Source organism: Streptomyces rubradiris (genome assembly GCF_016860525.1).
Classification (GTDB): Bacteria; Actinomycetota; Actinomycetes; order Streptomycetales; family Streptomycetaceae; genus Streptomyces; species Streptomyces rubradiris.
Window position 1 is genome coordinate 558841 of record NZ_BNEA01000015.1, and the last position, 26500, is coordinate 585340.

The 26500-nt window shown below is 74.6% G+C and carries 23 protein-coding genes; 12 read left to right on the plus strand and 11 right to left on the minus strand.

Annotated features, from left to right (window positions below; translation table 11 throughout):
- Positions 1-404 precede the first annotated feature (404 nt).
- Positions 405-1796 carry a serine hydrolase domain-containing protein gene (locus Srubr_RS15755; RefSeq protein ID WP_189988938.1) on the minus strand — a complete coding sequence of 464 codons (1392 nt, stop codon included), beginning with the start codon at positions 1794-1796 and terminating at the stop codon, positions 405-407.
- A gap of 100 nt (positions 1797-1896) precedes the next feature.
- Positions 1897-3105, minus strand: a complete 1209-nt coding sequence (locus tag Srubr_RS15760; protein ID WP_189988940.1) for a cytochrome P450 — start codon at positions 3103-3105, stop codon at positions 1897-1899.
- A gap of 1215 nt (positions 3106-4320) precedes the next feature.
- On the opposite strand from Srubr_RS15760, the gene Srubr_RS15765 reads away from it, so the two are divergent.
- The gene (locus Srubr_RS15765) at positions 4321-6480 is read left to right on the plus strand and encodes a SpoIIE family protein phosphatase (protein WP_189989776.1); all 2160 of its coding nucleotides are present in this window, start codon (positions 4321-4323) and stop codon (positions 6478-6480) included.
- Positions 6481-6716: 236 nt separating this feature from the next.
- On the opposite strand, the gene Srubr_RS15770 is transcribed toward Srubr_RS15765, so the two are convergent.
- Entirely contained in the window at positions 6717-8144 is a 1428-nt protein-coding gene (locus Srubr_RS15770; protein ID WP_229926382.1) for a S1 family peptidase, read from the minus strand.
- Positions 8145-8774: 630 nt separating this feature from the next.
- Here Srubr_RS15770 and Srubr_RS15775 point away from each other — a divergent pair.
- The 4 genes from Srubr_RS15775 (at position 8775) to Srubr_RS15790 (ending at position 14960) form a co-directional block, all read left to right on the plus strand.
- Positions 8775-8993 (plus strand): hypothetical protein, encoded by a 219-nt coding sequence (locus tag Srubr_RS15775; RefSeq protein WP_030607508.1) that lies wholly within the window; start codon positions 8775-8777, stop codon positions 8991-8993.
- A 126-nt stretch (positions 8994-9119) separates the two neighbouring features.
- On the plus strand, positions 9120-9926 hold the full coding sequence (locus tag Srubr_RS15780; RefSeq protein ID WP_189988942.1) for an HlyD family efflux transporter periplasmic adaptor subunit: 807 nt from the start codon (positions 9120-9122) through the stop codon (positions 9924-9926).
- Positions 9923-12142 (plus strand): NHLP family bacteriocin export ABC transporter peptidase/permease/ATPase subunit, encoded by a 2220-nt coding sequence (locus tag Srubr_RS15785; RefSeq protein ID WP_189988944.1) that lies wholly within the window; start codon positions 9923-9925, stop codon positions 12140-12142. The genes Srubr_RS15780 and Srubr_RS15785 overlap by 4 nt, the downstream gene beginning before the upstream one ends.
- Before the next feature lies 1 nt (position 12143).
- Positions 12144-14960: an NHLP bacteriocin export ABC transporter permease/ATPase subunit gene (locus Srubr_RS15790; protein ID WP_189988946.1), complete on the plus strand. Its 2817-nt coding sequence runs from the start codon at positions 12144-12146 to the stop codon at positions 14958-14960.
- A 99-nt stretch (positions 14961-15059) separates the two neighbouring features.
- On the opposite strand, the gene Srubr_RS15795 is transcribed toward Srubr_RS15790, so the two are convergent.
- The gene (locus tag Srubr_RS15795) at positions 15060-15509 is read right to left on the minus strand and encodes an Lrp/AsnC family transcriptional regulator (RefSeq protein WP_189988948.1); all 450 of its coding nucleotides are present in this window, start codon (positions 15507-15509) and stop codon (positions 15060-15062) included.
- 93 nt (positions 15510-15602) lie between these two features.
- Here Srubr_RS15795 and Srubr_RS15800 point away from each other — a divergent pair, with 93 nt between their 5' ends.
- On the plus strand, positions 15603-16415 hold the full coding sequence (locus Srubr_RS15800; RefSeq protein WP_189988951.1) for an LLM class flavin-dependent oxidoreductase: 813 nt from the start codon (positions 15603-15605) through the stop codon (positions 16413-16415).
- Positions 16412-16852: a nucleoside deaminase gene (locus Srubr_RS15805; protein ID WP_189988953.1), complete on the plus strand. Its 441-nt coding sequence runs from the start codon at positions 16412-16414 to the stop codon at positions 16850-16852. Before Srubr_RS15800 ends, Srubr_RS15805 begins: the two co-directional genes overlap by 4 nt.
- A 135-nt stretch (positions 16853-16987) precedes the next feature.
- On the opposite strand, the gene Srubr_RS15810 is transcribed toward Srubr_RS15805, so the two are convergent.
- Positions 16988-17818 carry a ribonuclease BN gene (locus tag Srubr_RS15810; RefSeq protein WP_189988955.1) on the minus strand — a complete coding sequence of 277 codons (831 nt, stop codon included), beginning with the start codon at positions 17816-17818 and terminating at the stop codon, positions 16988-16990.
- 236 nt (positions 17819-18054) lie between these two features.
- Between Srubr_RS15810 and Srubr_RS15815 the strand changes: the two genes are divergently transcribed.
- Positions 18055-19101, plus strand: coding sequence for an MGDG synthase family glycosyltransferase (locus tag Srubr_RS15815; protein ID WP_189989780.1), 1047 nt, complete (start codon positions 18055-18057; stop codon positions 19099-19101).
- Positions 19102-19415: 314 nt separating this feature from the next.
- Here the strand turns inward: Srubr_RS15815 and Srubr_RS15820 are convergent, their stop codons facing one another.
- Genes Srubr_RS15820 through Srubr_RS15830 form a run of 3 tightly spaced genes read right to left on the minus strand, consistent with a single transcriptional unit; the run spans position 19416 to position 21988 of the window.
- Positions 19416-20195 carry a polysaccharide deacetylase family protein gene (locus tag Srubr_RS15820; RefSeq protein ID WP_189988957.1) on the minus strand — a complete coding sequence of 260 codons (780 nt, stop codon included), beginning with the start codon at positions 20193-20195 and terminating at the stop codon, positions 19416-19418.
- An 8-nt stretch (positions 20196-20203) separates the two neighbouring features.
- On the minus strand, positions 20204-21130 hold the full coding sequence (locus Srubr_RS15825; RefSeq protein ID WP_189988959.1) for a DMT family transporter: 927 nt from the start codon (positions 21128-21130) through the stop codon (positions 20204-20206).
- A gap of 6 nt (positions 21131-21136) precedes the next feature.
- Complete coding sequence (locus Srubr_RS15830; protein WP_189988961.1) at positions 21137-21988, minus strand: SDR family NAD(P)-dependent oxidoreductase; 852 nt, start codon at positions 21986-21988, stop codon at positions 21137-21139.
- Positions 21989-22269: 281 nt separating this feature from the next.
- On the opposite strand from Srubr_RS15830, the gene Srubr_RS15835 reads away from it, so the two are divergent.
- The 4 genes from Srubr_RS15835 to Srubr_RS40755 all read left to right on the plus strand — a co-directional run bounded on the left by Srubr_RS15835 (position 22270) and on the right by Srubr_RS40755 (position 24700).
- Entirely contained in the window at positions 22270-22443 is a 174-nt protein-coding gene (locus tag Srubr_RS15835; protein ID WP_167345730.1) for a hypothetical protein, read from the plus strand.
- A 321-nt stretch (positions 22444-22764) separates the two neighbouring features.
- Positions 22765-23802 (plus strand): iron-containing redox enzyme family protein, encoded by a 1038-nt coding sequence (locus Srubr_RS15840; protein ID WP_189988963.1) that lies wholly within the window; start codon positions 22765-22767, stop codon positions 23800-23802.
- A gap of 21 nt (positions 23803-23823) precedes the next feature.
- Positions 23824-24477: a HemK2/MTQ2 family protein methyltransferase gene (locus tag Srubr_RS15845; RefSeq protein WP_268257557.1), complete on the plus strand. Its 654-nt coding sequence runs from the start codon at positions 23824-23826 to the stop codon at positions 24475-24477.
- The gene (locus tag Srubr_RS40755) at positions 24458-24700 is read left to right on the plus strand and encodes a CDGSH iron-sulfur domain-containing protein (protein ID WP_229926383.1); all 243 of its coding nucleotides are present in this window, start codon (positions 24458-24460) and stop codon (positions 24698-24700) included. The genes Srubr_RS15845 and Srubr_RS40755 overlap by 20 nt, the downstream gene beginning before the upstream one ends.
- A gap of 197 nt (positions 24701-24897) precedes the next feature.
- On the opposite strand, the gene Srubr_RS15855 is transcribed toward Srubr_RS40755, so the two are convergent.
- The 3 genes from Srubr_RS15855 to Srubr_RS15865 all read right to left on the minus strand — a co-directional run bounded on the left by Srubr_RS15855 (position 24898) and on the right by Srubr_RS15865 (position 26469).
- The gene (locus tag Srubr_RS15855; RefSeq protein WP_189988965.1) at positions 24898-25332 is read right to left on the minus strand and encodes a subtilase-type protease inhibitor; all 435 of its coding nucleotides are present in this window, start codon (positions 25330-25332) and stop codon (positions 24898-24900) included.
- Positions 25333-25848: 516 nt separating this feature from the next.
- The gene (locus Srubr_RS15860; protein ID WP_189988967.1) at positions 25849-26226 is read right to left on the minus strand and encodes a toxin Doc; all 378 of its coding nucleotides are present in this window, start codon (positions 26224-26226) and stop codon (positions 25849-25851) included.
- 3 nt (positions 26227-26229) lie between these two features.
- Complete coding sequence (locus tag Srubr_RS15865; protein ID WP_030607465.1) at positions 26230-26469, minus strand: hypothetical protein; 240 nt, start codon at positions 26467-26469, stop codon at positions 26230-26232.
- Positions 26470-26500: the final 31 nt, after the last annotated feature.

A 26500-nucleotide genomic window follows, 5' to 3' on the forward strand; every position in this document is an offset into this window, starting at 1 on the left:
GCGTGGCGGGCGGCGGTGTCCGGGAGCGGTGACCGGTGTCCGCGAACGGTGCCTGGTGGCCTGAAGAGATGCCTGGTCTCGGCGACGAACGATCCCGTCACACCGGACCGATCCGAACCGCGACAGACCGGCGGCCAAGACGACGACCACGGGACCGCGGGACCACGGGGCGGTGGGACCACGAACGGAGCCGGGCCCCGGACCCATGGCAGCCACCGGCTCCCCGCCGGCCGTCCCCGCGAACCGGCCACACCAGCGCGACCGAAGCGGGACTCGAACCGGAACCGGAACCAGGACTCGAAACCGCGACCGGCACAGCCCCGGAGCCGGACTCGAACCGGCACGGCACCGCTACCGGTTGACACCGGCACCAGCACCGGCACCGGCACCGGCGGCGCCCCGTCTCAGCCGTCGTCGGTCCGGCGTGCCGTGCGTCCGGAGATCTGTACCCGGTCGATCCGGCCGGTGGCCGGATCGCGGTGGAACCGTCCGCCGGGTTCGAGCCGCCCGGTGGCCGGATCGCGCAGATCGCAGGTCAGGTCGGCGTAACAGACCAGCGGGAGGGGCAGGTCCCCGTCCACGGAGAGGGCCGGCGCGCCGTCGGGACCGGGTGCGACGCGGTAGGTCGTGGTGCCGTTGCGGTACGTGCCCGCGCAGCCGGGCAGGTCGACGGGCCGCCCCCGGTCCACGGCGTGCCCCCGGTCCGCGGTGTGCGGGCCGGCCGGCACCGGGATGCCGGTGAGCCGGGTCACCTCCTCGGCGAGGTCGCGCCACAGCGCGGTCGCGGACCCGGAGTTGCCGGTGAAGGCGACCACGACCCCGCTCTCCGGGTCCGCCCGCAGATGGCAGGACGTGCCCTGGGCGTTGCCGTCGTGGCCGCACCAGATCCGGTCGTCCCGCCGGTACAGGGCCAGTCCGGGGCCCCAGCCGTCGGCCAGCGTCCCGGGGCGGGCGGCGCTCTCGGGCCGGCGCATCTCCTTGGCGACGGCGGGCGGCAGCAGGTCCGAGCGGCCGGTGAGCGCGTTGCCGAACGCGACCAGGTCCAGGGCGCTCGCGAGCAGCGCGCCGGCCGGTGCCTCCAGTGGTGCCAGGTTCTGCCGGGCCGGACGGGCCTGCCCGGTCGCGGTGTTGACGGCATGTCCGGCGGCCACGGAGCGGGCGGGCGCGGTGTCGCCGGTGAACGCGGGCCGGATGCCGAGGGGTTCGAGGAGCAGCGCCCGGACCGCCTCGGGCCACGGCATGCCGGTGGTCGTCTCCACCAGCCGTCCGGCGGCGACGTAGCCGGCGTTGGAGTAGGAGAAGCCGGTGCCGGGCGGGAACAGCAGGTCGCGGTCGGTGCAGACGGCCGCGAGATAGCGGGCGGCGGTGGTCGTGGCGGCGGTGTCCGAATCGGGCCCGGTGGGCAACCCGCCGGTGTGGGCGAGAAGGTGACGTATCGTCACCTCGGGTATCGCGGCCAGTTCGGGAAGCAGGCCGGCGGCGGGTTCGTCCAGGTCGAGGTCGCCGTCGTCGGCCAGGAGCAGGACGAGCGCGGCGGTGAAGGGTTTGGTGAGCGAGCCCAGCGGGACGGCGGTGTCCGCGGTGAAGGGGCTGCCGGTCGTGACGTCGGCCGTGCCGGTGTGTACGGCGATCACGTCGGTGCCGGTGTCCAGGGCCAGTTGGGCTCCGGGCACCCGGTGGGTCCGGGCGAGGGCGTCGAGACGGTCCTGCAACTCCCGGTGCGGTTCCCGCGACTCCCGGGGCGAGGGGGACGGTGTCCGGGAGGCGGCCGGAGCGGCGGGGATGGTGTACGGCATGAGAAGGGGACTCCGTTGGATGGGTCTTGGTGCGGGCGTGCCGGTCCGGCCCGTGACGAGCGGTGCGGGGGCCGGCCGGAGGGCGCTGCACGCGCCGGGGCTAGGGTCTGCCGACCTCGACGGGGAGCTGTCGTACGCCGACGATGACGGCCGGGTTCTGGTAGGCGATGTCCTCGTAGGAGGGGATCACCAGCATGCGGAATCGTTCATGCAACATGCGCAGGGCGATCCGTGCCTCCAGCCGGGCCAGGGGTGCGCCGAAACAGAAGTGGATGCCGTGCCCGAAGGTGAGATGGGGATTGGGGCTCCGGGTCACGTCGAAGACGTCGGGCGCGGCGAACCGGGCGGGGTCCCGGTTGGCGGCGCCCAGATGGGCCATCAGCAGGGTGTCGGCCGGGAGTTCACGGCCGCCGAGGACCACGGGCCGGGTGACCCGGCGGCCCAGCTCCGGGAAGGGCGGCAGCCAGCGCAGCACCTCCTCGACGGCGGCCGGGACGCGCGCGGGGTCGGCGCGCAGCGCGGCGTCCGTGCCGGGGTGGCGGTCGAAGGCGACGACGGCGTTGCCGAGCAGCGCGGTGGTGGTGATGTGCCCGGCGACCAGCAGCAGCGCCACGAAGCCGACCATCTCCTCGTCCCGCAGGCGCACGCCGTCCACCTCGGCGGCGATGAGTCTGCTGGTGAGGTCGTCGCCGGGGTCGGCGCGGCGGGCACGGATGTGCTCCAGCATGTAGCCGTTCATCTCGCGCACCGTGGGGGCGATGGCTTCCAGCGCCCGCTCCAGGTCGGCCATGTCGGGCGCCTCGCCGAGCTGGTCGCCGCCGAACAGCACGGCCGCCCACTCCTGGAAGAGCCGGTGTTCCCCGGCCGGGACGCCGAGCAGTTCGGCGATGACGATGATCGGCAGCGGGTAGGCCAGCGTGTCGACCAGGTCGAACCGGTCGCGGTCGGCCACGGCGTCCAGCAGCCGGGCGCAGACGGCCTCGATCCGGGGTCCGAGTCCCTGGACGACCCGGGGGGTGAACGCCTGGCTCACCAGGGTGCGCAGTCTGCGGTGTGCCGGCGGGTCCATGCCGACGAAGTTGCCCTGCCGGAAGGTCTCGAAGTCGGGCTGGGTGGGGGTGAGGGCGGACAGGTCCGAGGAGTACGTCGCCGGGTCGGCGAGCACGGTGGCGACCGACTCGTGGTCCAGCACCTGCCAGACGCCCTGTGTCTCGTCGTACCGCACCGGCCCGGCCTCGCGTAAGCGCCGCCAGCGGTCGGGCAACTCCTCCAACAGAAGGCGCTCGCCCGTCGGTTGCTTGCTGATCACCTTGTCTCCTTGCTAGCGGGTGGCGCGTGCGGGCACGCGGGAGTCACACACCGGGGCTGTCGGGGCCCCGGCCGCCCGGGGCGCGAGCGGTTCCGGACACGGCTGTGCCGGCGCTTTCCGGACACCGGTCCGGAGGCAGCGCGTGGCCCGCGCGGCCTCGGTGGTGCGCGGCGGGGCGGTCAGTCGCCGCCCGTCCGACGCAGGGGCGGCCCCATGGCCCTCAACACGTGCGATACAGGACGCGGCGACCGCGCGGCCGGCCACGGCCCCGCGGCGAGCACGGTCGTGCGGCGCGCCAACCCGACATAACCCATCCCCTCGGCGATACCTCCCGCGCAGCGATCACGCGGGACCCTCCCGGCTCCTGTACGACAGCGGGCCCCCAGCCCCGGCCGTTCGAAACGAGGTGCGAGATGACGCGTTCTGGGCGCCCGCCCTCCCGTGTTGCGCGGACGCCACCCCGTGATGGGCATGGTGCACACCCCGGGACACCTTCGTTTCGAGGGAACTCGGCCACAGTCTTCACGGTGCGTCACGCGCAAGCAACCCCCTGAAGTTGAACGGAGAGTACTGTGCAGGTGCTTTTGCGTCATCGTCGGGGCATTTGACGGAGCCCCTCGCGCCCGCGGAGGCCGCGGCCTGATCGTCGCCCCCGCGTGTGCCCCGGCGGCTCACCGGCAAACCGGGCGCGGGAAAAAAGATGCCAGGGGGACGCCTGAGGTGCCGCCTCCCGTTCGCGGGGCGCCCGGGCCGGTGCCCTACCGGCCGGTACAACGGGTTGGCCGAACCTCGCCTGACCTGTGGTGACGATTCAGCCACCGGACACGCTGGGCCCGCCACGCGGACGGCGAGCGACACGCCGTGGGCGACCTGGCCCCGCCACCCACACGTCCGGCCCGCCCCGCACCCCGTCGCCCCGGCGCCCTGCCGCCGCGGGATCCGGAATCCACCGGCCCGCACGCACGCCTACGGTTCCGGTCGTCCTGGTGTGGCAGGGGGGCGCATAGAAGCTGTCCCCGCACCAAAGGCGCACCGCGCGCCCGTCCGTGCGCCCTGTAACCCGCGCGCAGGACGGCGGCGCACGCAGCGGTCTGACAGGGTTACGGTGCGCCGCGCCGCGCGCCGGCCGCACCGGGGCGCCGGGACCGTTCGCCGTGCGCCGGGCGCCGCCCCGAGGGAGTCTTGTGCCCTGGACACGGCACGCGGCCGGAGGAGGTGGTCGGCGTGTCCGACGGGCCGGGGCCGGAACCGGCACCGGCGGCCGACGGGGAGACGGCCGCCCGGCCGGTGCTGTCGCTCGCCCTGGTGTCGATGATGCACGAGGTCCACGCGCACTCCGGCGCGGTGTATCTGCTCCGCCCCGACGAACCGGTCCTGGAGATGGCCGTGCACGCGGGCATGCCCCGGGCGTTCGCGGCGCCGTGGGAGCGGGTGGGGCTGAGCGCCCCGCTGCCGGTGGTGGACGCGGTGTGCGAACGGCGCCTGGTGTGGGTGGGCGGCGAGGAGGAGATGGCCCGCAGCTACCCGCGCATCGCGGTGGTGCTGCCGTATCCGTTCGCGCTGGCCGCGCTGCCCGTGGCGACGGAGCGGCGGGTGTACGGGGCGGTGTTCGTGACCTGGCCCGGCGGGCGTCCGCCGGAGCTGACCGGCGCCGAACGCGACCGTCTGTGGGCGGCCTGCGAGCGGCTGGCGCTGCGGCTGGAACGGTCGGCGCCCTGGTCCCGGGCGCCCGGCCCGGAGGAGGACATGCAGGCGTCCTCGGTGGCCGGGGCCGCGACGGTGGCGGAGACGCTGGGCTCGGTCGAGGCGGTCCGACTGGTGTCCCGGCTGCCGTACGGGCTGATGTCACTGGATCTGCACGGCCGGATCGGCTTCGTGAACCCGGCCGCCGCCGAACTGCTCGGCCGGCCGGCCGGGGAGCTGCTGGGCACATCGCTGTGGGCTTCGGTGCCCTGGCTGAACGACCCGATGTACGAGGACCGCTACCGGGCGGCGCTGATCAGCCAGCAGATGGCGTCGTTCGTGGCGCTGCGCCCGCCCGGGGACTGGCTGTGGTTCCGGCTGTACCCGAGCACCACCGGGCTGAGCGTGCGCGTCAGCCGGGCCCACTCGGTGACGGAGCCCCCGCACGGGGCCCGGCAGACCGGCCCGGGCCCGTCCCGGCTGATGACGATCTCCCAGGTGCTGAGCCTGGCGGGCGCGCTGACCGAGGCGGTGGGGGTGCGGGACGTGGTGCAGCTGGTCTGGGACGAGGTGGCCCCCGCCGTCGGCAGCCAGGCGATGGCGATCCTCGGTTCGCAGGGCGGGCGGCTGCATGTGCTCGGGCACCGCGGCTACCGGGACCCGCACATCGTGGAGCGGTTCGACGGGCTGCCGCTGGCCGAGCGCACCCCGGGGACACAGGTGCTCAGCACGGGCGTGCCGGCGTTCTTCGACTCCCGGGCGCACCTGGAGCGGCTGTATCCGAGCCGGCACGAGACCCCGGACGGCTTCGCGGCCTGGGCGTACCTGCCGCTGATCGCGTCCGGCCGGCCGGTGGGCACATGTGTGCTGGCGTACGCCGAGCCGCATGTGTTCCCCGCCGACGAGCGGGCGGTGCTGACCTCGCTCGGCGGGCTGATCGCGCAGGCCCTGGAGCGGGCGCGGCTCTACGACGCGAAGCACAGCCTGGCGCACGGCCTCCAGCAGGCGCTGCTGCCGCACTCGCTGGCGCCGCTGCCCGGCATCGAGGCGGCGGCCCGCTATCTGCCCGCCACCCACGGCATGGAGATCGGCGGCGACTTCTACGACCTGGTGCCGGCCCGGCCGCTGGCGGCGGCGGTGATCGGGGACGTCCAGGGGCACAACGTGACCGCGGCGGGCCTGATGGGGCAGCTCCGCACCGGCGTACGGGCGTACACCGCGGTGGGACAGGCGCCGCACGAGGTGATCAGCAGCACCAACCGGCTGCTGATCGAGCTCGGCGCCGAGCTGTTCGCCAGCTGTCTGTATCTGCGGCTGGACCCGGCGCAGGGGCGGGCCGTGATGGCGCGGGCGGGCCATCCGCCGCCGCTGCTGCGCCGGCCGGACGGGAAGGTACGGGTGCTGGACCTGGCCGGGGGTCCGCTGCTGGGCATCGACGCCTCGGCGGTGTATCCCACGACCGAGGTGTCCCTGGCGCCGGGCTCGCTCCTCGCGCTGTACACCGACGGGCTGGTGGAGTCCCGGGGCGTCGACATCGAGGACGCGCTGGCGGACCTCGGCGCACTGCTCGCGGACGCGGGCGACCAGCCGCTGGAGCGCCTGGTGGACGAGGTGGTCCGGCACAGCGTGGCGGCGCGGGAACGGGTGGACGACGTGGCGGTGCTGCTGCTCCGGGCCCGCGACGACGGCTGAACGCCGGGCCGGGGCCCGGCCGGGCGTCGGTGGGACCGGCCGTCCGCCGCTCCCACCGGACGACGAGGTCCAGCCCACAGATCCCGGGGCCGGGCCCGGTCTGCGCTCCGACGGTCCGGGTCCGGCCCTGCGCTCCGACGGTCCGGGTCCGGCCCTCCCGCAGGAGGGCCGGACCGCTCCCCGCCGGCTGGAACCGAGGGGGGCCGGCCGGGGAGTCCGAGGGGGCTCCGGTCCGCTCAGCGCTTACCGGTGAGGGCCGGCCATCCGTCGTCCGCCGCGCCGGAACGGGAGGCGCCGGAGGGCGCCGACGAGTCACCGTCCCCGCCGGCCGGGTCACCACCGGCACCCGCGCCGGCCTCGTCACCGGAACCGGAAGGGGAATTGGCACCGGAACCGGAAGGGGAAGCTCCGGAATCGGAGGGGGAATCGGCGCCGGAACCGGAACCGGAGTCAGAACCGGCACCGGACTGATCACCCGTACCCGCCTGGTCGCCCGTCCCGCCCCCGCCCAGGGTCGCCCCGGTGGCCCGGAGGGCGGTGGTGACCGGCTGGAAGAAGGTCTCGCCGCCGCCGGTGCAGTCGCCGCTGCCGCCGGAGGTGAGGCCGAGGGCGCCGCCGTCCTGGGTGAACAGGGGCCCGCCGCTGTCGCCCGGCTCGGCGCACACGTCCGTCTGGATCAGGCCGGTGACGGTGTCCACGCCGCCGGGGTCGGTCTCGCTCCGGAAGTTGACGGTGGCGTCCAGCCCGGTCACCCGGCCGTCGTGCAGCCCGGTGGTGGAGCCCATGCGCAACACGGCCTGGCCGACGGTGGCCTCGGCGGCCCGGCCGATGGGCACGGTCCGGCCGTCGCCGATGTCGACCTCGCTGGGCGCCCGGGTGCCCGGGTCGTCGTACGTGACGAGGGAGAAGTCGCCCTGGCCGGGGAAGGTCGCCCGGTCGACGGTCGCCGTGGGCTCGCCGGTCTCCGTGTCAGACCACTCCCCGGCGGCGACCCCGCAGTGACCGGCCGTCAGGAAGGCGGGGGTGCCGTCGGCGGCGGTGACGTTGAAGCCGAGGGAGCAGCGCACGCTGCCGCCCTGGGCCCGGGAGAAGAGGGCGTCGCCGCCCGAGGCGAACGGCCTGAAGGTGCCGGCGGACTTCTGCAGGGTCGCCGTGCCGGACCCGAGCCCGCGCACGGCCGACCGGAGCCTGTCCCACCGGGCGCCCGTCACCGTGGAGTCGGCGGTGACGAGGATCTTGCCGGTGTGCGGGTCGACGGCCCAGGAGGTGCCCGGGATGGCCGCCTCCGCCCTCAGCGTCCGGGTGGCGGCCCTGAGTTCGGCGGCGCTGTTGGCCACCTGCCGGACGACCGCGCCGGACTTCTTCGCCTGGCCGATGACGTCGCCGTCGCCGCCGGCCACGTTGACGACGAGCCGCTGCCGGCCGCTGTCGTAGTAGGAGCCGGCGAAGGCGTCGCCGAGGAGCCTGCGCAACCGGGCGTCGAGGTCCGGCGCGTCCGTGGCCCGCAGGGTCCTCGCGGCGCCGGTGGCGCCCGGCGCCCGGCCGTCGTCCCCCGCTTCCTGCGAGGCGCTCGCGCGGGGCAGCAGGAACGCCGCCGCGCCGAGTGCCGCGACACCGGCCGCCGCCATCGCCGCCTTGCGCCGGGGCATTCGCTGGTGACTCAACTTTGTCGACCTCCTGGGAGGGGGAGCCCGCCGCTCGCGGGCCGTGCGGACCGGGGTGGGTGTCGCGGCGCCTGGACGGTCGTAGGTACGCACCGGCGGCGCGGTGTGTTCAATCCCGGTTCCGCACGGCCGTGGTGGGGCGGTGAGCCGGCCACCAGCCAACAACCCACGGTCGATTACTGTCAGTTACTTATCGGTAACGATCAGCTTTCGACATCAAGCGGAAGCCCCCCTTCAGGGAATCTGCACATCCATTACCCAGGCGCCTCACCGGCCCCCGGGCTTCTGCACAACCGCGCACCCCGCGACACGCCTTTGGCGAGGAGTGCCGGATTCGCGTTCCGGCCCGCAAGGCGCCCGTCGCGTCGATGCCGTGCGGCATGTGAAGGAGTCGCCGACACGACGTGCGCACACCTGCACGGATGAACCCCGTCGGGAGCCAAGTTCCCAGGTGAGAGCCCTGATTGATTGGAAGAGCGCCCCGCGTGCGTGCTTTGATCCATCGCACCGCCGGGGTCCGGCGGGCCCCCGGAACCGGGTGCCCGGCGCCCGCGGTCGCGGCCGTCCGTCTGTCCCCAGAGGGGGCCGCTCCCCCCTTGTGAAGTCATCCATACGAAGGGAAGTTCCATCATGAACTCCACCCCCCAGGTCGAGACCGTCGAGATCTCGGACGCCGAGCTGGACAACGTCTCCGGCGGTCTGTCCGTGAACACCCTCAACAGCACCCTGGGCACCGTGAACGAGATCGCCCCCGGCGTGACCGGTCTGGTCAACACGGTCGTCGGCACCGTCGAGGGTGTCACCGGCCTGAACACCGCCCCGATCAACGGCCTGGTCGCCGGTCTCTGATCACACCCCGGTGTCACCCGAAGTCCCGGAGCCGTCCCTCGGCTCCGGGACTCTCGGACGTTGGGCACCGGACGCGTCACCCCATGCGTCACCTCATGCGTCTTACCCACAGGTGAGGGAAGTTCCGTGCAGTTCCGCCAACAGGCCCTCGCCAAGCTCCAGTCGCCGGAGGAGCTGGACCTTCCGGTGCGGCTGGCCCGTCCGCAGGGCTGGCTCGCGCTCGGCGTCACCGTCGTCGTCATGGCCGCCGCCTCCGTGTGGGCGGTGACCGGCTCGGTGGCCGCCACGGTGAGCGCGCCCGCCATTCTCACCCACGGACAGGGCAGTTATGTGCTCCAGAGCCCGGTGGCCGGGCAGGTGACGGCCGTCCTCGCCCGGCAGGGCGAACGGCTCCCCGCGAACGCGCCCGTCCTCAAGGTCCGCACCGAACAAGGCGAAACGGTGGTGCGGACGGTCGCCGCCGGCCGCGTCACCACCCTCGCCGCGTCCATCGGGCAGATCATCCGGACGGGCGCCGACGTCGCCGCCGTCGAGAAGGTCGCGCACGCCTCCGACCCGCTGTACGCGACCGTGTACGTGCCCGCCGAGAACGCCGCCGCCATCCCGCCGCACGCCTCTGTCGAGTTGACCGTCTCCTCGGTCCCGGCACAGCGCTACGGCGTGCTGCGCGGCACCGTGAAGTCGGTGGACCGCGGCGCGCAGTCCGCCCGGTCGATCGCCGCGTACCTCGGCGACAGCCAGCTCGGCGAGCAGTTCACCCGCGAGGGCCGCCCGGTCGCCGTCCTGGTGGAGCTCGCCGAGTCGCCCGCCACCAAGAGCGGTTACCGCTGGTCCAGCGCCGGCGGACCGCCGTTCCGGCTGGAGTCCATGACCCTCGCCACCGGCTCCGTCCACCTCGCCGACCAGCACCCCGTCGATTGGCTGCTCCCGTGACCACCGCCCAGGAAACCCGTGGCCGCAGACGGGCGGCCCCCGCCAAGCGGCCGGCCCCCAAGTCCCGTACCGGCAGGACCCGTACGCCCACCGTGCTGCAGATGGAGGCCGTCGAGTGCGGCGCCGCCTCCCTCGCGATGGTCCTCGCCCACTACGGCCGGCACGTCCCGCTGGAGGAGCTGCGCATCGCCTGCGGTGTCTCCCGCGACGGCTCCCGCGCCTCCAACCTGCTGAAGGCGGCCCGCGGTTACGGGCTGACCGCCAAGGGCATGCAGATGGACCTGGCCGCCCTCGCCGAGGTACGGGCCCCGGCCATCCTCTTCTGGGAGTTCAACCACTACGTCGTCTACGACGGCATGGGCCGCCGCCTCGGCCGGCGCGGGGTGTACGTCAACGACCCCGCCAAGGGCCGCCGTTTCGTGCCCATGGAGGAGTTCGACGGCAGCTTCACCGGGGTCGTGCTGGTGCTGGAGCCCGGCGAGGGCTTCGCCCGGGGCGGGCGCCGCTCCGGGGTGCTCGGCGCGATGCCGGCCCGGCTGCGCGGCACCGCCGGCACCCTCCCGGCGGCGGTGCTGGCCAGTCTGCTGCTGGTCGCGGTCGGCGCGGCCGTGCCCGCGCTCAGCCGCACCTACATCGACACGTTCCTCATCGGCGGGCAGACCTCGCTGCTGGGCGTGCTGTTCACCTCGATGGCCGCCTGTGTGCTGCTCACGCTGGTGCTGACCTGGCTGCAGCAGGCCAACCTGCTGCACGGCCGGATCATCTCCTCAACCCTCTCCAGCGCCCGGTTCCTGCGCCATCTGCTGCGGCTGCCGGTGACCTTCTTCGCCCAGCGCTCCCCCGCCGACCTGGTGCAGCGCCTGCAGTCCAACGACCAGGTAGCCGAGACCCTGGCCCGCGACCTCGCGGCGGCCGGCGTGGACGCGATCGTGGTCGTGCTGTACGCGGTCCTGCTGTACACCTACGACCCGCAGCTGACCTTCGTCGGCATCGCGGTGGCGCTGCTGAACGTGGTGGCCATGAGGCTCGTCGTACGGCTGCGCGCGACCCGTACGGCGAAGCTGCGCGCGGACACCGCACGGCTCACCACCACCTCGTACACCGGACTTCAGCTGATCGAGACGCTGAAGGCGACCGGCGGCGAGGACGGCTACTTCCGCAAGTGGGCCGGGCAGCACGCCACCACGCTGGAGGAGCAGCAGCGGCTCGGTGTGCCGAGCGCCTGGCTGGGCGTGGTCGCGCCGACGCTCGCCACCTTCAACAGCGCGCTCATCCTGTGGATCGGCGGGCTGCGCGCGGTGGAGGGGCACATCTCGGTCGGGCTGCTGGTCGCCTTCCAGGCGCTGGTCGCCCGCTTCACCGCGCCGCTGACCCGGCTCAACGGCGTGGCGGGCCGCATCCAGGACTTCGCGGCCGACGTGGCCCGGCTGAAGGACGTGGAGAACTTCCGGACCGACCCGCTCTACGCCCGCCCCGGCGGCGACTCGGCCCGGCGGCTGCACGGCCACGTCGAGCTGGAGAACATCACCTTCGGCTACAGCCCGCTCGACAAGCCACTGCTGACCGGCTTCGACCTGACCGTCGGCCCCGGGCAGCAGGTCGCGCTGGTCGGCGGCTCGGGCAGCGGCAAGTCCACGGTCTCCCGGCTGATCTCGGGCCTGTACACGCCGTGGGACGGGGTGATCCGCATCGACGGCCGCCGGCTGGAGGACATCCCGCGCGGCGCGCTCGCCGCCTCCGTGTCCTTCGTGGACCAGGACGTCTTCCTGTTCGAGGGTTCGGTCCGCGACAACGTGGCCCTGTGGGACCCGTCGATCCCCGACGAGGCCGTGGTGGAGGCACTGACGGACGCGGCGCTGTACGACGTGGTGATGCGCCGGCCCGGGGGCATCCACAGCCGGGTCGAGCAGGACGGCCGGAACTTCTCCGGCGGGCAGCGCCAGCGCCTGGAGATCGCGCGGGCGCTGGTGCGCCGGCCGAGCATCCTGGTGCTGGACGAGGTGACCAGCGCACTGGACGCGGAGACCGAGCTGGTGGTGATGGACAACCTGCGCCGGCGCGGCTGCGCCTGTGTGGTGATCGCGCACCGGCTGAGCACGGTCCGCGACAGCGACGAGATCGTCGTCCTGGAGCACGGCACGGTCGTGGAACGCGGGCGGCACGAGGAGCTGGTGGCGCGCGGCGGCGCGTACGCGGCGCTGGTCAGGGAGCGGTGAGATGACGTCCGTACAGGAAGGCGACCTCGTCCTCGGGGCGCTCGGGTCGCTGGGCACCCGGCTGGACTGCGCCGGCCTCGGCCGCCTGGACCTGGAAGGCCCGCAGGTGGTGTGGCTGGTCGCGGCCGGCGCGCTGGACCTGTTCGCGGTGGACGCCGCCGAGCAGGGCCACTGGCACCACCTGGGCCGGCTGGAGGCGGGCACGCTGCTGCTCGGCCCGGTCACCGGGCCCCGGCACACCCTGGTGGCCCGCCCGGTCCGGGACTGTGTGGTGCACCGCGTCGGCCTGCGCGAGCTGTACCAGCCGGCCGGCACCCAGACCTGGTCCTACGACGAGTACGGCACCCCGCAGTACGTGCCGCCGGCCTCCAGCCCGCTGGAGTACGCGGTCGCGCTGGGCGTCGGCCGGGGCCTGTCCGTGCTGTTCCAGGCGCCGTTGGCGGACGAACGCGCCGCCGCGCCGGCCGACGACGACGTGTTCTGGATGCAGGTGCCGCCGGGCAGTGTGCAGTACGGCTCGCTGTACGGCGCCGAGGCCGCGGCCGATCTGCTGATGGACCCGGCGCTGTGGCAGAGCATGGTGGACCAGCAGTACCGGCTGCTGACCGCGCTGGACCGGTGGATCGAGCAGCTGGAGCAGGCGCACGAGACGCGGACGGCCGCCGGGATCAGGGCCGGCGAGGCGGTGCGCGCGCAGGCCGACCGGACGTTGCTGGCCGCGATCGGCAAGCGCTCGGCCCGCCACCCGACGGCCGCCGACGCGGACGCCACCTACGCGGCCTGCGAGCTGGTCGCCGCGGCGGCCGGGATCGCGCTCGCCGAGCCCGGGCGGAGCGGCACCGCGAGCGAGCGGCTGGACCCGGTGGAGCGGGTCGCGCTGGCCTCCCGGGTGCGCACCCGCGCGGTGCGCCTGGAGGGGCGCTGGTGGCGGGAGAACGCGGGCCCGCTGGTCGGCCACCGGGCGCTGTCCGGGGCCCCGGTGGCGTTGCTGTGGCGGCGCGGCGGCTATGTCGCCGTGCACCCGGGCACCGGCCGCGAGACCCCGGTCGGCAAGGACAACGCCGGGGAGTTCGAGCCGCGGGCGGTGATGTTCTACCGGCCGCTGCCCGACAAACCGCTCTCCCCGCTCGGGCTGCTGCGGTTCAGTCTCCGCGGGACCCGCGGCGACCTGCTGAACCTGCTGCTCGCGGGGCTGGTGACGGTGGCCGTCGGCGCGCTGGTGCCGATCGCGACCGGCAAGGTGCTCGGCGAGTACGTGCCGAGGGCCGAGGAGGGGCTGATCGGCCGGGTGTGCCTGGCGGTGATGGTGAGCGGGGTGGTCGCGGCGGCGTTCACGCTGCTGGAGAACCTGTCCATCCTGCGCCTGGAGGGCCGTATCGAGGCGGCGCTGCAACCGGCCGTGTGGGACAGGCTGCTGCGGCTGCCCACCCGGTTCTTCACCCGGCGTTCGACCGGTGAGCTGGCCAGTGCGGCGATGGGCATCAGCGCGATCCGCCGGCTGCTGGCGGGCGTCGGCCCGGTCGTCGCCCAGTCGGTGACGGTCGGCGCGATGAACCTGGGGCTGCTGCTGTGGTACAGCGTGCCGATGGCGCTCGCGGCGGTCGGGATGCTGCTCGTGGTCGCTGCGGTGTTCGCGGGGCTCGGGCTGTGGCAGGTGCGCTGGCAGCGGCGGCTGGTGGTGCTCGGCAACAAGCTCAACAACCAGGCGTTCCAGACCCTGCGCGGGCTGCCCAAGCTGCGGGTGGCGGCGGCCGAGAACTACGCCTACGCGGCGTGGGCCCGCGAGTTCGCGCGCGGCCGGGAACTCCAGCAGAAGGTCGGCCGGATCAAGAACCTGACCACGGTCCTGGGCGCGGTCTACCTCCCCGTCTGCACCCTGCTGATGTTCATGCTGCTGGCGGGCCCGGCCAAGGGCTCGATGTCGGCGGCGGACTTCCTCGCCTTCAACACGTCGGTGACCATGCTGCTGACCTCGGTCACCCAGCTGACCGGCGCGTTCGTGTCGTCGGTGGCGGCGCTGCCGCTGTTCGAGGAGATCAAGCCGGTGCTTCAGGCCCGGCCCGAGGTCCGGGCCTCCAGCACCCGTCCGGGTCCGCTGTCGGGCGCGCTGGAGGCCCGCCGGCTGTCCTTCCGGTACGCCGACGACGGCCCGCTGGTCCTGGACGACGTGTCCTTCGCCGTACGGCCCGGCGAGTTCGTGGCGGTCGTCGGCCCGAGCGGCTGCGGCAAGTCCACGCTGCTGCGGCTGCTCATCGGCTTCGACCGGCCGGTCTCCGGCAGCGTCCTGTACGACGGCCAGGACCTGGCGGCGCTGGACCAGTCCGCGGTGCGCCGCCAGTGCGGGGTCGTCCTCCAGCACGCGCAGCCGTTCTCCGGCTCGATCATGGACGTCATCTGCGGCGCGGAGCCGTACACGCCGGAGGAGGTGATGGCGGCGGCCGAGCTCGCGGGCCTCGCGGAGGACATCCAGCGGATGCCGATGGGGCTGCACACCATCGTGGCGGGCAATGGCGCGATCTCCGGCGGGCAGCGGCAGCGCCTGATGATCGCCCAGGCCCTGATCCGGCGGCCGCGGATCCTGTTCCTCGACGAGGCGACCAGCGCCCTGGACAACGACACCCAGCGCGTCGTCATCGACAGCACCCGCAAGCTGAACGCCACCCGGATCGTGATCGCCCACCGGCTGTCGACCGTCCTGGACGCCGACCGGGTGATCGTGATGGAGGAGGGCAAGATCGTCCAGCAGGGCACTCCGTCCGAACTCCTCGCGGACACCGGGGGCCGCCTGCACGAACTGGTGCGCCGGCAGCTCGCCTGAGCGGCACAAGGTGTCGGGCGGGGGGAGAGAGACGGGGAGCGCGGGAGCAGGGCCCCGGACGAGCGCTGGTGCGGCCACGATCGGGGGGCGGGCCGGTGGTCAGTCCGGGGCGATGGGGCCGCGGTAGGGGAGGGTCTGGCTGTAGACGACGCTCGTGGTGGTGCTGCCGAAGCCGGCGAGTTCGTCCATGAGGACCTCCAGGTGTTCCATGGAGGTCGCGGCCACCTTCAGGGTGTAGCAGTCGTTGCCGGTGGTGCGCAGGCACTCCAGGATCTCGCGGCGTTCGGCGAGGAGGCGGCGCAGCGGTTCGTGGCGGTTGCCCGGATATTTGAGGCGGACGACGGCGAGGACGGGGTAGCCGACCTTGGCCAGGTCGATCTCGGCGCGGTAGCCCGTGATGACGCCCAGGGCCTCCAGATTGCGGACGCGTTCGGTGGTGGCCGACGGGCTGAGGTTCACACGGCGGCCCAGTTCGCTGAGGGAGATGCGGGCCTCCCGTTGCAGCTGCTCGATGATCGCCCAGTCGACATGATCAAGTTTCCCGGCCATGCGGCGAAAGTACCAGCAAAATCACGGAGAAACAGCGGTTACGCAGGGAGGTTTCCATTCCGTACGCCATGATCACCGGGATAGCCTCGGGCCATGCAACTCGGCGTCAACGTACCGAATTTCGGCCCGGGGACCGATCCCGGCATCCTGCGTGAATGGGCGCGGCTCGCGGAGGACCTCGGCTTCGGCACCCTCATGGTGTCGGACCATGTGGCGGTCACACCGGACGTGGCCGTGCGGTACCCGGAACCCTTCTACGAGCCGTTCACCACCCTGTCGTGGCTGGCCGGTCTCACCACCACGGTGCGGCTGGGCACGACCGTGCTCATCCTGCCGTACCGGCATCCCCTGCTGGTGGCCCGCATGGCCGCCAACCTCCACCAGCTCAGCGGCGGTCGCTTCGTCCTCGGGGCGGGTGTCGGCTGGGCCCGGCAGGAATTCGAGGCGCTGGGCGTGCCGTTCACCGCGCGTGGCCGGCTCACGGACGAATGTCTCGGCGTTCTCCGGGAGGCCAGGGACGCCGGGCGCCCGGAGGGCGACGTTCCGCTCTGGGTCGGCGGCCACAGCGAGGCGGCCCTGCGGCGCGCCGTGAAGTTCGGTGACGCCTGGCACCCGCTGCGGCTCTCCCTGCCCCACATGCGCGCGGTCCTGGAACGGCACGCGCTGCCGGGGTTCGCGCCGCGCATCGCCCTGCGCGTCACCAGCGCACCGGTCGACGCCTCCGACCGGCTCGCCGGCGTCGGCACCGTCGAACAGATCCTCGACGATCTCGACCAGCTGCGCCTGCTGGGCGCGGACACCGTCGTACTCGACCCCTACCACGGAGACCCGGAAGCGACTCGCCGGCCCGACGCGGCATGGCGGGCACTCACCACCGTGGCCACCCACTGGAGCACTCGATCATGATCACCTCGGCCGACGAGGCCCTTCTGCGGCGTGCCATCGGCATCGCCGCCCACGCGGTCACCCTGGGCGACGCGCCGTACGGTTCCCTGCTGGCCGGACCGGACGGCACCGTGCTCGCGGAAGCCCACAACACGGTCCGGCGGGACGACGACATCACCGCCCACCCGGAACTGAAGCTCGCCCGCTGGGCGGCCCGCGAACTCGACCCGGACACGGCCGCCCGTACCACCCTGTACACCAGCTGCCAGCCGTGCGGCATGTGCGACGGAGGCATCATCCGCTCCGGCATCGGCCGGGTCGTCTACGCCCTGTCGACCGAGCAACTCGTCGCGCTCAACCCGCCGTCGGGCGCCTGGCCGACGGTGCCGCACGACGGTCCGGCCCTCCACGACGAGGCGCGCGACCCCGTGGCGGCCTATTACCGGCCCGCCGGATGACCACGACCGGCAGCCCGTCCGGCACCCGGGAGCGGGAAGACACGGGAACAGCGGCGATGACGCCAACGGCTTCGACGGCGTTCCGGCCGCGCCGGACGCCGCCGTCCGCTCTGTGCCACGAGGTCCCTCGGCCGCCTAAGACCCCTCCCGCTCGTCGGTCCCGTCCGTCCACTCCGGCTCGTGGTGGGAGGGCATCCAGTGGTGTTCGGTGAACCAGCGGCCGAACAGGGCTCCGCCGTAGATGACGAAGCCGACGCCGATCAGCCATGACTCCACGACGAGGACGGTGCCGACGGCGCCGTAGCTGAGGGCGTTGGTGACGATGAGCGGGGTGAACACCAGGTAGGAGAAGGCCCGCAGGCCGATCAGGCCGATGACGGTGGCCACCGCGCCCGGCAGCAGCGCCCGCCAGCGGACCTGGCCGCCCAGCAGGAAGCGCTGTCCCCACCAGAAGAACAGCGCGCCGCTCACCGTGGACAGGGTGATCCGCTGCCCGCCGTGCAGCGTCGTCTTCGTCGCCGCCTCCTGGTAGAGGTACGCGGTCAGCACCACCAGCCAGGTCGCCTGCCGCCACACCCGGTGCCAGGGGCCGGACGCCAGGCCCCAGATCCGTTCGTAGGCGTTCTGCACGCTGCCGCCGAAGGCCACGCCGAAGACGGCGAGCAGGACGCCGCTGAGGACGCTGGTGGTGCCGATGACCTTGCGCGGCGGGCTGATGACGTCGGTGACCGCGCGCGCGGACCGGCCGGACAGGCCCATGCCGTCGGTGAGCCAGGAGGCGAAGCCGCCGCGCACCAGGGGGTCGGCCGCGGCGACCACGATCAGCAGCGGCGCCAGCGTCACCAGGGCGAGGGTGGCGAACCCCATGGCCCGGTGCATCAGCTCCAGTTCCCGCCCGTGCTCGAACAGGGCCCGGACCCGCAGCCACCGCCACGCGCGGTGCAGGCCGCGCCGCAACCGCCTCACGGCTCCTCCCGTGCTCGCCGCCGACCCGCCGTCGTACCGATGTCCCCAGCCTGGCACGTGCCGGGCGGCTCGCAGCCGCAGGGCGGGCACCGGCCCTGCGGGGTGGTGCGCACGGGTGACCCGGCCGACCGGCGGGCGGTTTGGGCACCGCCACCGCGGAGAAACGTCAATCCGTGCGAAGCACCGACCACGCCACGCCGGACGGCCGGCGGCGGACCCTGATCCTCAGCGCGAGCATGGGAGCCGGTCACGACACCGTGGCCGCCGAACTCGCGCGCCGGGCCGTGGCCCGGGGCGAGCGGGCCGAGATGGTCGACGTGCTGCGGCTGCTGCCCCACGGCCTGGGCACCGGGCTGCGCCGCGGCTACCAGGCGTCGGTGCGCCATCTGCCCTGGGTGTACGCCGGGATCTACGGCGCGTTCCTGCGCGAGGGACGCGGCCCGCGGCCCAGCGGGGTGCCGCTGGCCCGGCTCGCCGGGGACCGGCTGACGGACCTGGTGGACCGGCTGCGCGCCGACGTGGTGGTGTCCGTCTTCCATCTGGCCGCGCAGCTCACCGGGCACCTGCGGGCCCGGGGGGCGCTGCGCGTGCCCAGCGCCGTGTTCCTGCTGGACTTCGCGGTGCACCGGCAGTGGCTGCACCCGGGCAACGACCGGTATCTGTGCCTGACGGACACGGCGGCGGCGCAGGTGCGCCGGGCGCTCGGCGCGCCCGTGGTCACCACCGGCCCGGTGGTCGCCCCGGCCTTCCGTGCTCCGGCCCCCGGCGCGGCCCGGTGGCGGGAGCGGTTCGCCGCGCGGGCGCCCGGCCGGCCCCCGGTGCTGCTGTCCGCCGGCGCGTGGGGCGCGGCGTCGCGGCCGGCCGCCACCGCCCGGCTCCTGGCCGGGGCCGGCTGGCTGCCGGTGGTGCTGTGCGGCCGCAACGAGCGGCTGTACGCCCGGATGTCCCGGGAGCCGGCCGCGCTGGCCCTGGGCTGGGTCGACGACATGCCCGGGCTGCTGGTGGCGGGTCACGCCCTGGTGGACAACGCGGCCGGCCAGACGGCCGTGCAGGCGCTCGCGGCGGGCCTGCCGGTGGTCGCCCACCGCCCGCTGCCCGGCCACGGCGCGGAGGGCGTCCGCCGGATGGCCGACCTCGGCCTGTGCGCCCTCGCCCCCGACGGTCCCACGCTCCTGAAGGCCCTGGACGGCCTCGGGGAGAACACGCCCGAACGCGCCGCCCGGGTGGCCCGGGGGCACGCGCTGTTCCGGGGGGACGCGCTGGAGAGCCTGAGGGACCTGTGAGACGGGCGGTGCCGCGCACACCGGCGGCCTCCTGAGAGACGCTGAAGACGCCCCGGCGCCGCACCCCGGCACGGCACCCGGCGCACTCATCGCACCGGCACGCGGCGAGCGCGGGGCCGCCCCCCGGCCCCGCGCACACACTTCCCTGCGGCAGAACCCCCGCCACGGCAGCCACACTTCCCTGCGGCAGAACCCCCACCCAGACATCCGCACACTCCCCCGCCAGCCGCCCGCCCCGGCGCAGCGGCCCCGCCGCCGCGCCACGGGCGGGGCCGCTCCCGCCGGTACGCGTCCACGCCACCGCACCGGCACGGTCACCCCCCGGCCACGCGCTCCGGTTCGGCGGGCCGGGGTGCGGCCGGGGCCGTGTCGTGGTCGCGGAGGGGACCCACCGTCAGGCCCGCCTCCCGGCAGTCCGCCACGATGGCCGGGAGGGCACCCAGCGCGGCGTGCCAGCAGCCGGGGGCCGAGTACCGGTCGGCGTCGTGCAGCAGCACGGTGCCGCCGCCGCGCAGGTCCGCGGCGACCCTGGCCCGGACGGACCCCGGTGTGGCGTCGGCCGTCCAGTCCCTGCCCCACGCCGACCACAGCACCGTGCGCAGCCCGGCCCGCCGGGCGGCCAGCCAGCGGCCGGTGGTGAGGATGCCGTAGGGCGGGCGGTACCAGTGCGGGCGCCGCCCGGTGAGGTCGTGGACGACGCGGACGGTCCGGGCCACCTCCTCGGCGTCGCGGGCGAACGCGGGCCGCCAGGGCCGGTCGTGGCGCCAGCCGTGCACCCCCAGCTCGTGCCCGCGCCGCACGGTCTCGCGGACCAGCCCGGGATGGCGCACCGCGTGCTCGCCGACCACGAAGAAGGTGGCCCGCACCCCGAGCCGGTCCAGCGCGTCGAGGAACCGCGGGGTCGACCGCGGATCGGGTCCGTCGTCGAAGGTGAGCGCGATGTGCCGGACGTGGCCGGTGCCGGCGAGACCAGGGAGGAGCAACGGCCGCAGTCCCGGCAGCCAGCTCGCCGCCGGGACGATGTGGGCCGCGGCGGCGCCGGCCGGCAGCAGGGCGGCGGCCGTCCGCCAGGAGCGTCCGGACACGGGGAACATCGGTGGACCTACCTCCTCGGTGTGCGGGGAACAGCGGTAGTGGAGCCGGGGGACGACGCCGGGCCGCCGGTGTCCCACTGCCCGCCCACGGACGGGGCGTGGGCGAGGCCGATGCTGCCCGCGCCGATCAGGGCGACCCCGACGGCCTCCGGCAGCATGCGCAGGCCCAGGTGGATCGTCTCGGCGAACAGCACCCAGCCGAGGACGACACTGCCGAGCGCGTCGCCGAGGGTGAGGGCGGGCTGGGAGGCCGTCAGCGGTCCGGCGGCGAGCGCGCCCTGGAGGAGCACGAAGGCGACCAGTCCGGCGGCGCCCGTGGCGTACAGCGACCAGTGCCCGAACATCGCCGCGGGCCCGTCCGCCAGCCGGCCCACGGCCTCCTTCAGCAGCGCGGCCGTGGTGGCGAAGCACAGCGCCGAGGCCAGGCCGAGCAGGGTGGCCCGGGAGGCGCCCGGGGCCGGGCGGGCGGCCAGCCAGAGCAGCACGACGGCGCCGAGCACTCCGCCGCCGCCCAGCAGCCAGGCCCCGGGCCGCGCGATGTCCCGCCCGGCGGTCGGCGCGGCGGCCAGCAGGAACAGGGCCAGTCCGCCGGCCAGGGCGACGAACGCCAGCCAGGTCCGGGCGTCGGGGCGGCGGCGGAAGACGACGCTGCCGACCGCCAGGGTGAACAGCAGCTCGGCGGCGAGCAGGGGCTGGACCAGGGACAGGCTGCCCGTGGCCAGCGCCCCGGCCTGGAGCAGGCTGGACAGCAGCAGCATGCCGGCCCCGGCCAGCCAGCTGCGGCGCCGCAGCAGTTGGGGGAGCCGGCGCAGGATGGACAGCCCGGGCCCGCCGCCCTGGTCCGTCTCCTGTACGGCGGCCCGGCGCTGGAGCACCGAGGCGGACGCGTTGGCCAGGGCCGCGAGCAGGGCGAGCAGCACCGTGACCGCGGTCATGGCCGCTCACCCGAAGCGGGCGGCGAGCCGCCGGTAGAGTCCGGGCGCGGCGCCGCGCACCAGGACGGGCAGCCGCAGCCACCCGGGGACGTACACCTCGTCCCTGCCGTGCCGTACGGCGGCGCAGACCGCGTCCGCGACCCGCTCGGCGGGCACTGGCCGGGGCCAGGACCGGGTGTAGGGGATGCCCCGCCGGTCGAAGAAGGGGGTGTCGACCACGCCGGGGACGACGTGGCTGACGCCGACCCCGGTGCCGCGCAGTTCGTAGCGCAGGGAGTCGGCGAAGGTGCCGAGGGCGGCCTTCGCCGCGGAGTAGACGGCCTCGCCGCGCACGCCCACGCTGCCGGCCAGGGAGCCGATGAGCACGACACGGCCCGTTCCGGCGGCGACCATGGGTGGCAGCAGGGCGCGCACCAGGCGGACGGTGGCCAGCAGGTCGACGCCCACGATCTCGTCGATGCGGGCGGCGGGCATGCCGGTGAAGTCGCCGGCCCAGCCGACACCGGCGCCCGCCACCAGCAGGTCGAGCCGTCCGAGGCGCTCCACGGCGAGCTCGGCGAGTGCGCGGTCGGCGCCGGGCCGGGAGAGGTCCCCGGGCAGCGCGACCGCGCCGGACTGGGCGGCCACCTGCTCCAGTCGGGTGATGTCGCGGCCGTTCAGCGCCAGCCGCCAGCCGCCCTGGGCGGCCAGCCGGCGGGCCACGGCCGCGCCGATGCCGGAGGAGGCGCCCGTCACCAGGGCGGCACCGCCCCGGCCGGGCCGGCCGCCGGGCGGCGGGGCCGCGCGCTGCTCGTGGGCCGGGGCCGGGGCCGGCCGGGTGCCGTTCGACGGTCCTGCGGGAGACGGGGCATGGGACATGTGACGACCTCACTGCGACGGCGTACGGGCTCGCGAACTGTGGGGGCCGAACCCTCGGGGTGTATCCAGGGCGCCACACCCTGAAACACCGCGCACGGCGAGGACCGTCCCCGCCGCCCGCACGGAGGCCCCCGGGCCGTGGGCCGGTGCCCGGAGCGGACCGCCTCCCCCCGGCTCCCCCGGCCCCGGAAGCGGCCGTCGTGCCGCACTGCCGGACGCTTGGGACGGCGCCGCCGGGTAACTCGCAAGGGAGATCACCCCATCGGCGGAAAGGAGAGGTCATGCCGGGCGGGAACGGCCACGACGACCACGAAGACCGGCAGGAGTCGGCCCTGGAGGAGGTGCTCCGGGAGGTCGAACAGGCCGAGAAGCGCGACGAGGACAAGGCCTCGGGCCAGGCCGGCGACGCCATCACCCCGAACACCGGGGCCCAGGAACAGGCGGACGGGGAGTGAGGGAAGTGAGCCGACCGGGCGGGCGCGCCCCGGGGCTGCTCACGGGCGGGCCGTGGGCCGGGGGCCGGGTCACGGCCCACGCCGTCGGCAGGCGGACCGGATACGTCCGATACATCGGCCGAGCCGTTGCTCGACGGGCCAGGTAAGAAGCCGTGCCGCTGACCGGCGGACCCTGTAGCGAACCATGCCGCCGACCGGCGGACCCCGTAGCGAGCCATGTCGCTGTCCGGCGGGCCCCGTAGCGAGCGGCCGTGCCGTTGACCGGTGAACCGGATACCGAGCCGTGCCGTTGATCGACGCCGCGCCGGGTACCCGGGTTCCATGAGTCACCACCCGCGAGAACCCCGGCTGCCCCGACCCCGAGGCCCCCTGTCCGCCGCGCTGACCGCGAGCCTGCGCGGCGCGGGCCCGCTCCCCCGCTCCGCCGACGCCGGGGCGGCGGACCCGTACGGCGACGACCTCCAGCTCGCCCTGTACGTGTGCTATGAGCTGCACTACCGCGGTTTCGCCGGGGTGCCCGCGGAGCGCGAGTGGGACCCGGAGCTGCTGCGGGTGCGGGCCGCGCTGGAGGGCCGCTTCCTGGACGCGCTGCGCGCCGACACCCCGGTCCACGACAGCCTGGACGACGCGCTCGGCGCCCTGCTGGTCGAGCCGGCCGAGGGGGCGGGGGTCGCCGGTTTCCTGCACAAGGAGGGCGAGCTGTGGCAGCTGCGCGAGTACGCGGCGCTGCGCTCGCTGTACCACCTGAAGGAGGCCGACCCGCATGCCTGGGTGCTGCCGCGGCTGTGGGGCCGGGCGAAGGCGGCGATGGCCGCGGTGGAGTTCGACGAGTTCGGCGGCGGCCGGGCCGACCGGGTGCACGCGCGGCTGTTCGCCGACCTGATGACGGACCTGGGCCTGGACACGGCCTACGGCCGCCATCTGGACGCGGCCCCGGCCGAGATGCTGGCCCTGGTCAACCTGATGTCCCTGTTCGGCCTGCACCGGGAGCTGCGCGGCGCGCTGGTGGGCCACTTCGCCGAGGTGGAGATCACCTCCTCGCCCGCCTCCCGCCGGCTCGCCGAGGCGATGCGCCGCACCGGGGCCGGCCCGGCGGCGGAGTTCTTCTACGACGAGCACGTGGAGGCCGACGCGGTGCACGAGCAGGTGGTCCGGCACGAGGTGATCGGCGGGCTGCTCGCCGAGGAACCGGAGCTGGCGCCGGACGTCGCCTTCGGGATCGACGCGACCGAGTACCTGGAGGACCGGCTGGCCCGGCGGCTGCTGACCGACTGGCGGGCGGGCCGGTCGTGCCTGCGGGTGCCTCTGGGAACGACGGGGCAGCGGGAGCCGGAGCGACGGATTTCCCATACATCCTGAAATGAAGGGCATTCGGGTTACGTGAACCTTTTGCTGCTGCCGGGCGTGTACGCCCCCCAGGACGACACGGAGATGCTGGCGGAGGCCCTGCGCGAGGAGGCCCCGCCGCCGGGCGCGCGCGTGCTGGACGTGGGCACTGGGAGCGGGGCCCTGGCGCTGGCGGCGGCCCGGCAGGGTGCCGAGGTGACCGCGGTGGACGTGTCCCGGCAGGCGGTGTGGACGGCCCGGCTGAACGCCTGGCTGAGCCGGCTGCCGGTGCGCATCCGTCGGGGCAACCTCTTCGCCCCGGTCCGGGGCCGCGCCTACGACCTGATCCTGGCGAACCCGCCCTATGTGCCAGCGCCGGAGGACGGGCGCGGGCCGCGCGGCCGGGCCCGGGCCTGGGACGCGGGGAGCGACGGCCGGCTGCTGCTGGACCGGATCTGCCGGGACGCCCCGGCGCTGCTGCGCCCCGGCGGGCTGCTGCTGCTCGTGCACTCGGCGCTGAGCGGCCCCGACCGCACCCTGGAGCTGCTGCGGGCGGCGGGCCTGAAGGCCGAGGTGGTCCGGCGCCGCCGGGTCCCGTTCGGCCCGGTGCTGCGCTCCCGGGAGGACTGGTTGCGCCGGCGCGGGCTGCTCGGGCCGGCCGACGACAAGGAAGAGCTGGTGGTCATCCGTGCCGAACGACCCCTCTGACAGCGCGCCGGGCGAACCCGGCGCCCCCGCCGCGCCCGCCCGGCGGGTCACCGTGCGACGGCGCGGGCCCCTCCTGATGGAAGGGCCCGTGGAAGTCGAACTGGAGGACGGGACCACGGTTCGGTCGGACCGGTTCCGTGTCGCTCTGTGTACCTGTCGGCGCAGCCGCCGTTACCCCTGGTGCGACACGAGTCACCGGCGCAGAGCGGACCCGCCGCGTTGAAACCGTACGTTTTTCGCCGCTCCCCGGACGGCCCCCCACGGACCGGCCGGGGAGCGGCTGTGTTGCCCGGAGCCGGCGGGCGGCCCCACTCCGCCCGCCTGCCCCGGTGCGAGATCGCAGGTTCCCCGTGCCCAGGGGCCGCACTCCCCAGTTGCGGGCCTGATCCGGCGTTCACGGGGTTCCATGCGATCCCGGTCCTAGAACGCGAAGAGGCTGCCGCCCACGGCATCCCTCATGCACGCGTTGTCGAACGTGTGCTCGTAGGAGAGGCGCTGCCCCTGCCAGACGCCCTGGAGCGTGACCACGACCGGGTTGTACTCCTTGGTGCACATCACGCCGTCGGCGGGCTTGAGGGCGTCGAGGTCGCCATCGAGGCCGCGCAGTTCGGCGCAGGCCTCAGCCGGGGCGGGGTGGGTGCCGGAGGCAGTGGGCGCGCAGCTCAGGGTGACGGCGCGCTCCGGAGTGGCCGTGGCCGCGTCGTCGCCGTGGCCGGTGGTGAGCACCAGTGCCGAGGGGGCGTAGAGCGACGACGGGGCGGCGCCCGGTGCGGCGACGGCGGCCCCGGTCAGGGGTCCGCAAACGGCGGCGGCCGTGAGGCCGAGGGCCGCTGCCCAGCGCGCGGTGTTCCGCATTGTGTGCATCCTTCCGCTCGAACAGACGGGTTGCCGGCTCCAGCCCGGTCGGGTGCCGGAGCGGCGTGCGCCACTCTGCCGAGTCCACCGCCGAAACTCACATCGAACCCATGGGTTTCAGTAACCTTTCGTGTTGAATCAGTGGCGTGAAGTCACGGAATTCGAACGGCGGGAGCCCGTAACAGAGCGGTTCCCCGGTCCTGGGGCGAGCTGGATGGCCGAAAATCAGCGCGTCGTTAATCGTCCTGAAACATTCCGATCCCGCCCGCCCGGAGACCCTTCATGACTCCGCGTGTTCATGAAGTGATCATCGCGTGGACGGTTCCCGTCCGGCCGGGGCACGGGACGCACGGACGGCACGGCCCCGCGCGCCCCGTGCGAAGCAGGCGCACGCACCGGCCGGACGCACACGCTCCCCAGGGGCGCGGTCCGGTGGTGGACTGGGACCCGGTCCTCCCCGTAGGGCCCCGCTCCGGCCGGCGGTTCCGGTGGCTTCCCCCACCGGCCGGAGCGGGATCAGATCTGCCAGGAGCGGAGCCGGTCGGCGGCGCCGTAGACGTCGGTCTTGCCGGAGATGAGGTCCCGCGCGAGGTCGACGAGCGCGCCGTAGGGCGGGTCGATGCCGGCGCCGCTGACGAACATGTAGGCGACGGCGGTGGCGCAGGCGAAGCGGGCGTTGGCGGCGGGCAGCGGCTTGAGCACGGCGAGGGTGTGCAGCAGGGCGGCGGCCCGCCAGGCCGCGTCGGAGTCGACGCCGAGCCGGGGCGGGTCCACCCGGTGCCGGGCGACGGCCGCGACCAGCGCCGAGAAGTCGTCCACGGCGGGCTGGTCGGGCAGGACTTCTTCGTGTCGCTGGAGCAGCCAGGGAACGTCGATGTGGATGACGGAGGACATCGGTCAGGCGGCCTCGCCCCGGCCGGGGCGCTCGTCGTCGGGGAAGGCCGCCGCGAACTCCTCGGCGTGGCCGGCGAAGAAGCGGCGGAACGCCTCCGCGCCCTCCTGGAGTGCGCGGTGCCGGGCGATGTCGGCGGCGGCGGCCTCGCGCACCAGGGCCTTCATCGACGTACCGCGCTCCTTGGCGATCTGGCGCAGGTCCTCTAGTTCCCGTTCGCTGAACTCCACGTTGAGAGCTGGCATGCCCTCACGGTACCGCGCGAGTACTCACGCG

Bases quoted from the DNA above. Each gene is read 5' to 3' on its own strand.
- Srubr_RS15755 (WP_189988938.1), bottom strand. From the start codon at position 1,796: ATGCCGTACACCATCCCCGCCGCTCCGGCCGCCTCCCGGACACCGTCC.
- Srubr_RS15775 (WP_030607508.1), top strand. From the start codon at position 8,775: ATGAACTCCACCCCCCAGGTCGAGACCGTCGAGATCTCGGACGCCGAG.
- Srubr_RS15790 (WP_189988946.1), top strand. From the start codon at position 12,144: ATGACGTCCGTACAGGAAGGCGACCTCGTCCTCGGGGCGCTCGGGTCG.
- Srubr_RS15795 (WP_189988948.1), bottom strand. From the start codon at position 15,509: ATGGCCGGGAAACTTGATCATGTCGACTGGGCGATCATCGAGCAGCTG.
- Srubr_RS15800 (WP_189988951.1), top strand. From the start codon at position 15,603: ATGCAACTCGGCGTCAACGTACCGAATTTCGGCCCGGGGACCGATCCC.
- Srubr_RS15805 (WP_189988953.1), top strand. From the start codon at position 16,412: ATGATCACCTCGGCCGACGAGGCCCTTCTGCGGCGTGCCATCGGCATC.
- Srubr_RS15815 (WP_189989780.1), top strand. From the start codon at position 18,055: ATGGGAGCCGGTCACGACACCGTGGCCGCCGAACTCGCGCGCCGGGCC.
- Srubr_RS15820 (WP_189988957.1), bottom strand. From the start codon at position 20,195: ATGTTCCCCGTGTCCGGACGCTCCTGGCGGACGGCCGCCGCCCTGCTG.
- Srubr_RS15825 (WP_189988959.1), bottom strand. From the start codon at position 21,130: ATGACCGCGGTCACGGTGCTGCTCGCCCTGCTCGCGGCCCTGGCCAAC.
- Srubr_RS15830 (WP_189988961.1), bottom strand. From the start codon at position 21,988: ATGTCCCATGCCCCGTCTCCCGCAGGACCGTCGAACGGCACCCGGCCG.
- Srubr_RS15835 (WP_167345730.1), top strand. From the start codon at position 22,270: ATGCCGGGCGGGAACGGCCACGACGACCACGAAGACCGGCAGGAGTCG.
- Srubr_RS15840 (WP_189988963.1), top strand. From the start codon at position 22,765: ATGAGTCACCACCCGCGAGAACCCCGGCTGCCCCGACCCCGAGGCCCC.
- Srubr_RS15855 (WP_189988965.1), bottom strand. From the start codon at position 25,332: ATGCGGAACACCGCGCGCTGGGCAGCGGCCCTCGGCCTCACGGCCGCC.
- Srubr_RS15860 (WP_189988967.1), bottom strand. From the start codon at position 26,226: ATGTCCTCCGTCATCCACATCGACGTTCCCTGGCTGCTCCAGCGACAC.
- Srubr_RS15865 (WP_030607465.1), bottom strand. From the start codon at position 26,469: ATGCCAGCTCTCAACGTGGAGTTCAGCGAACGGGAACTAGAGGACCTG.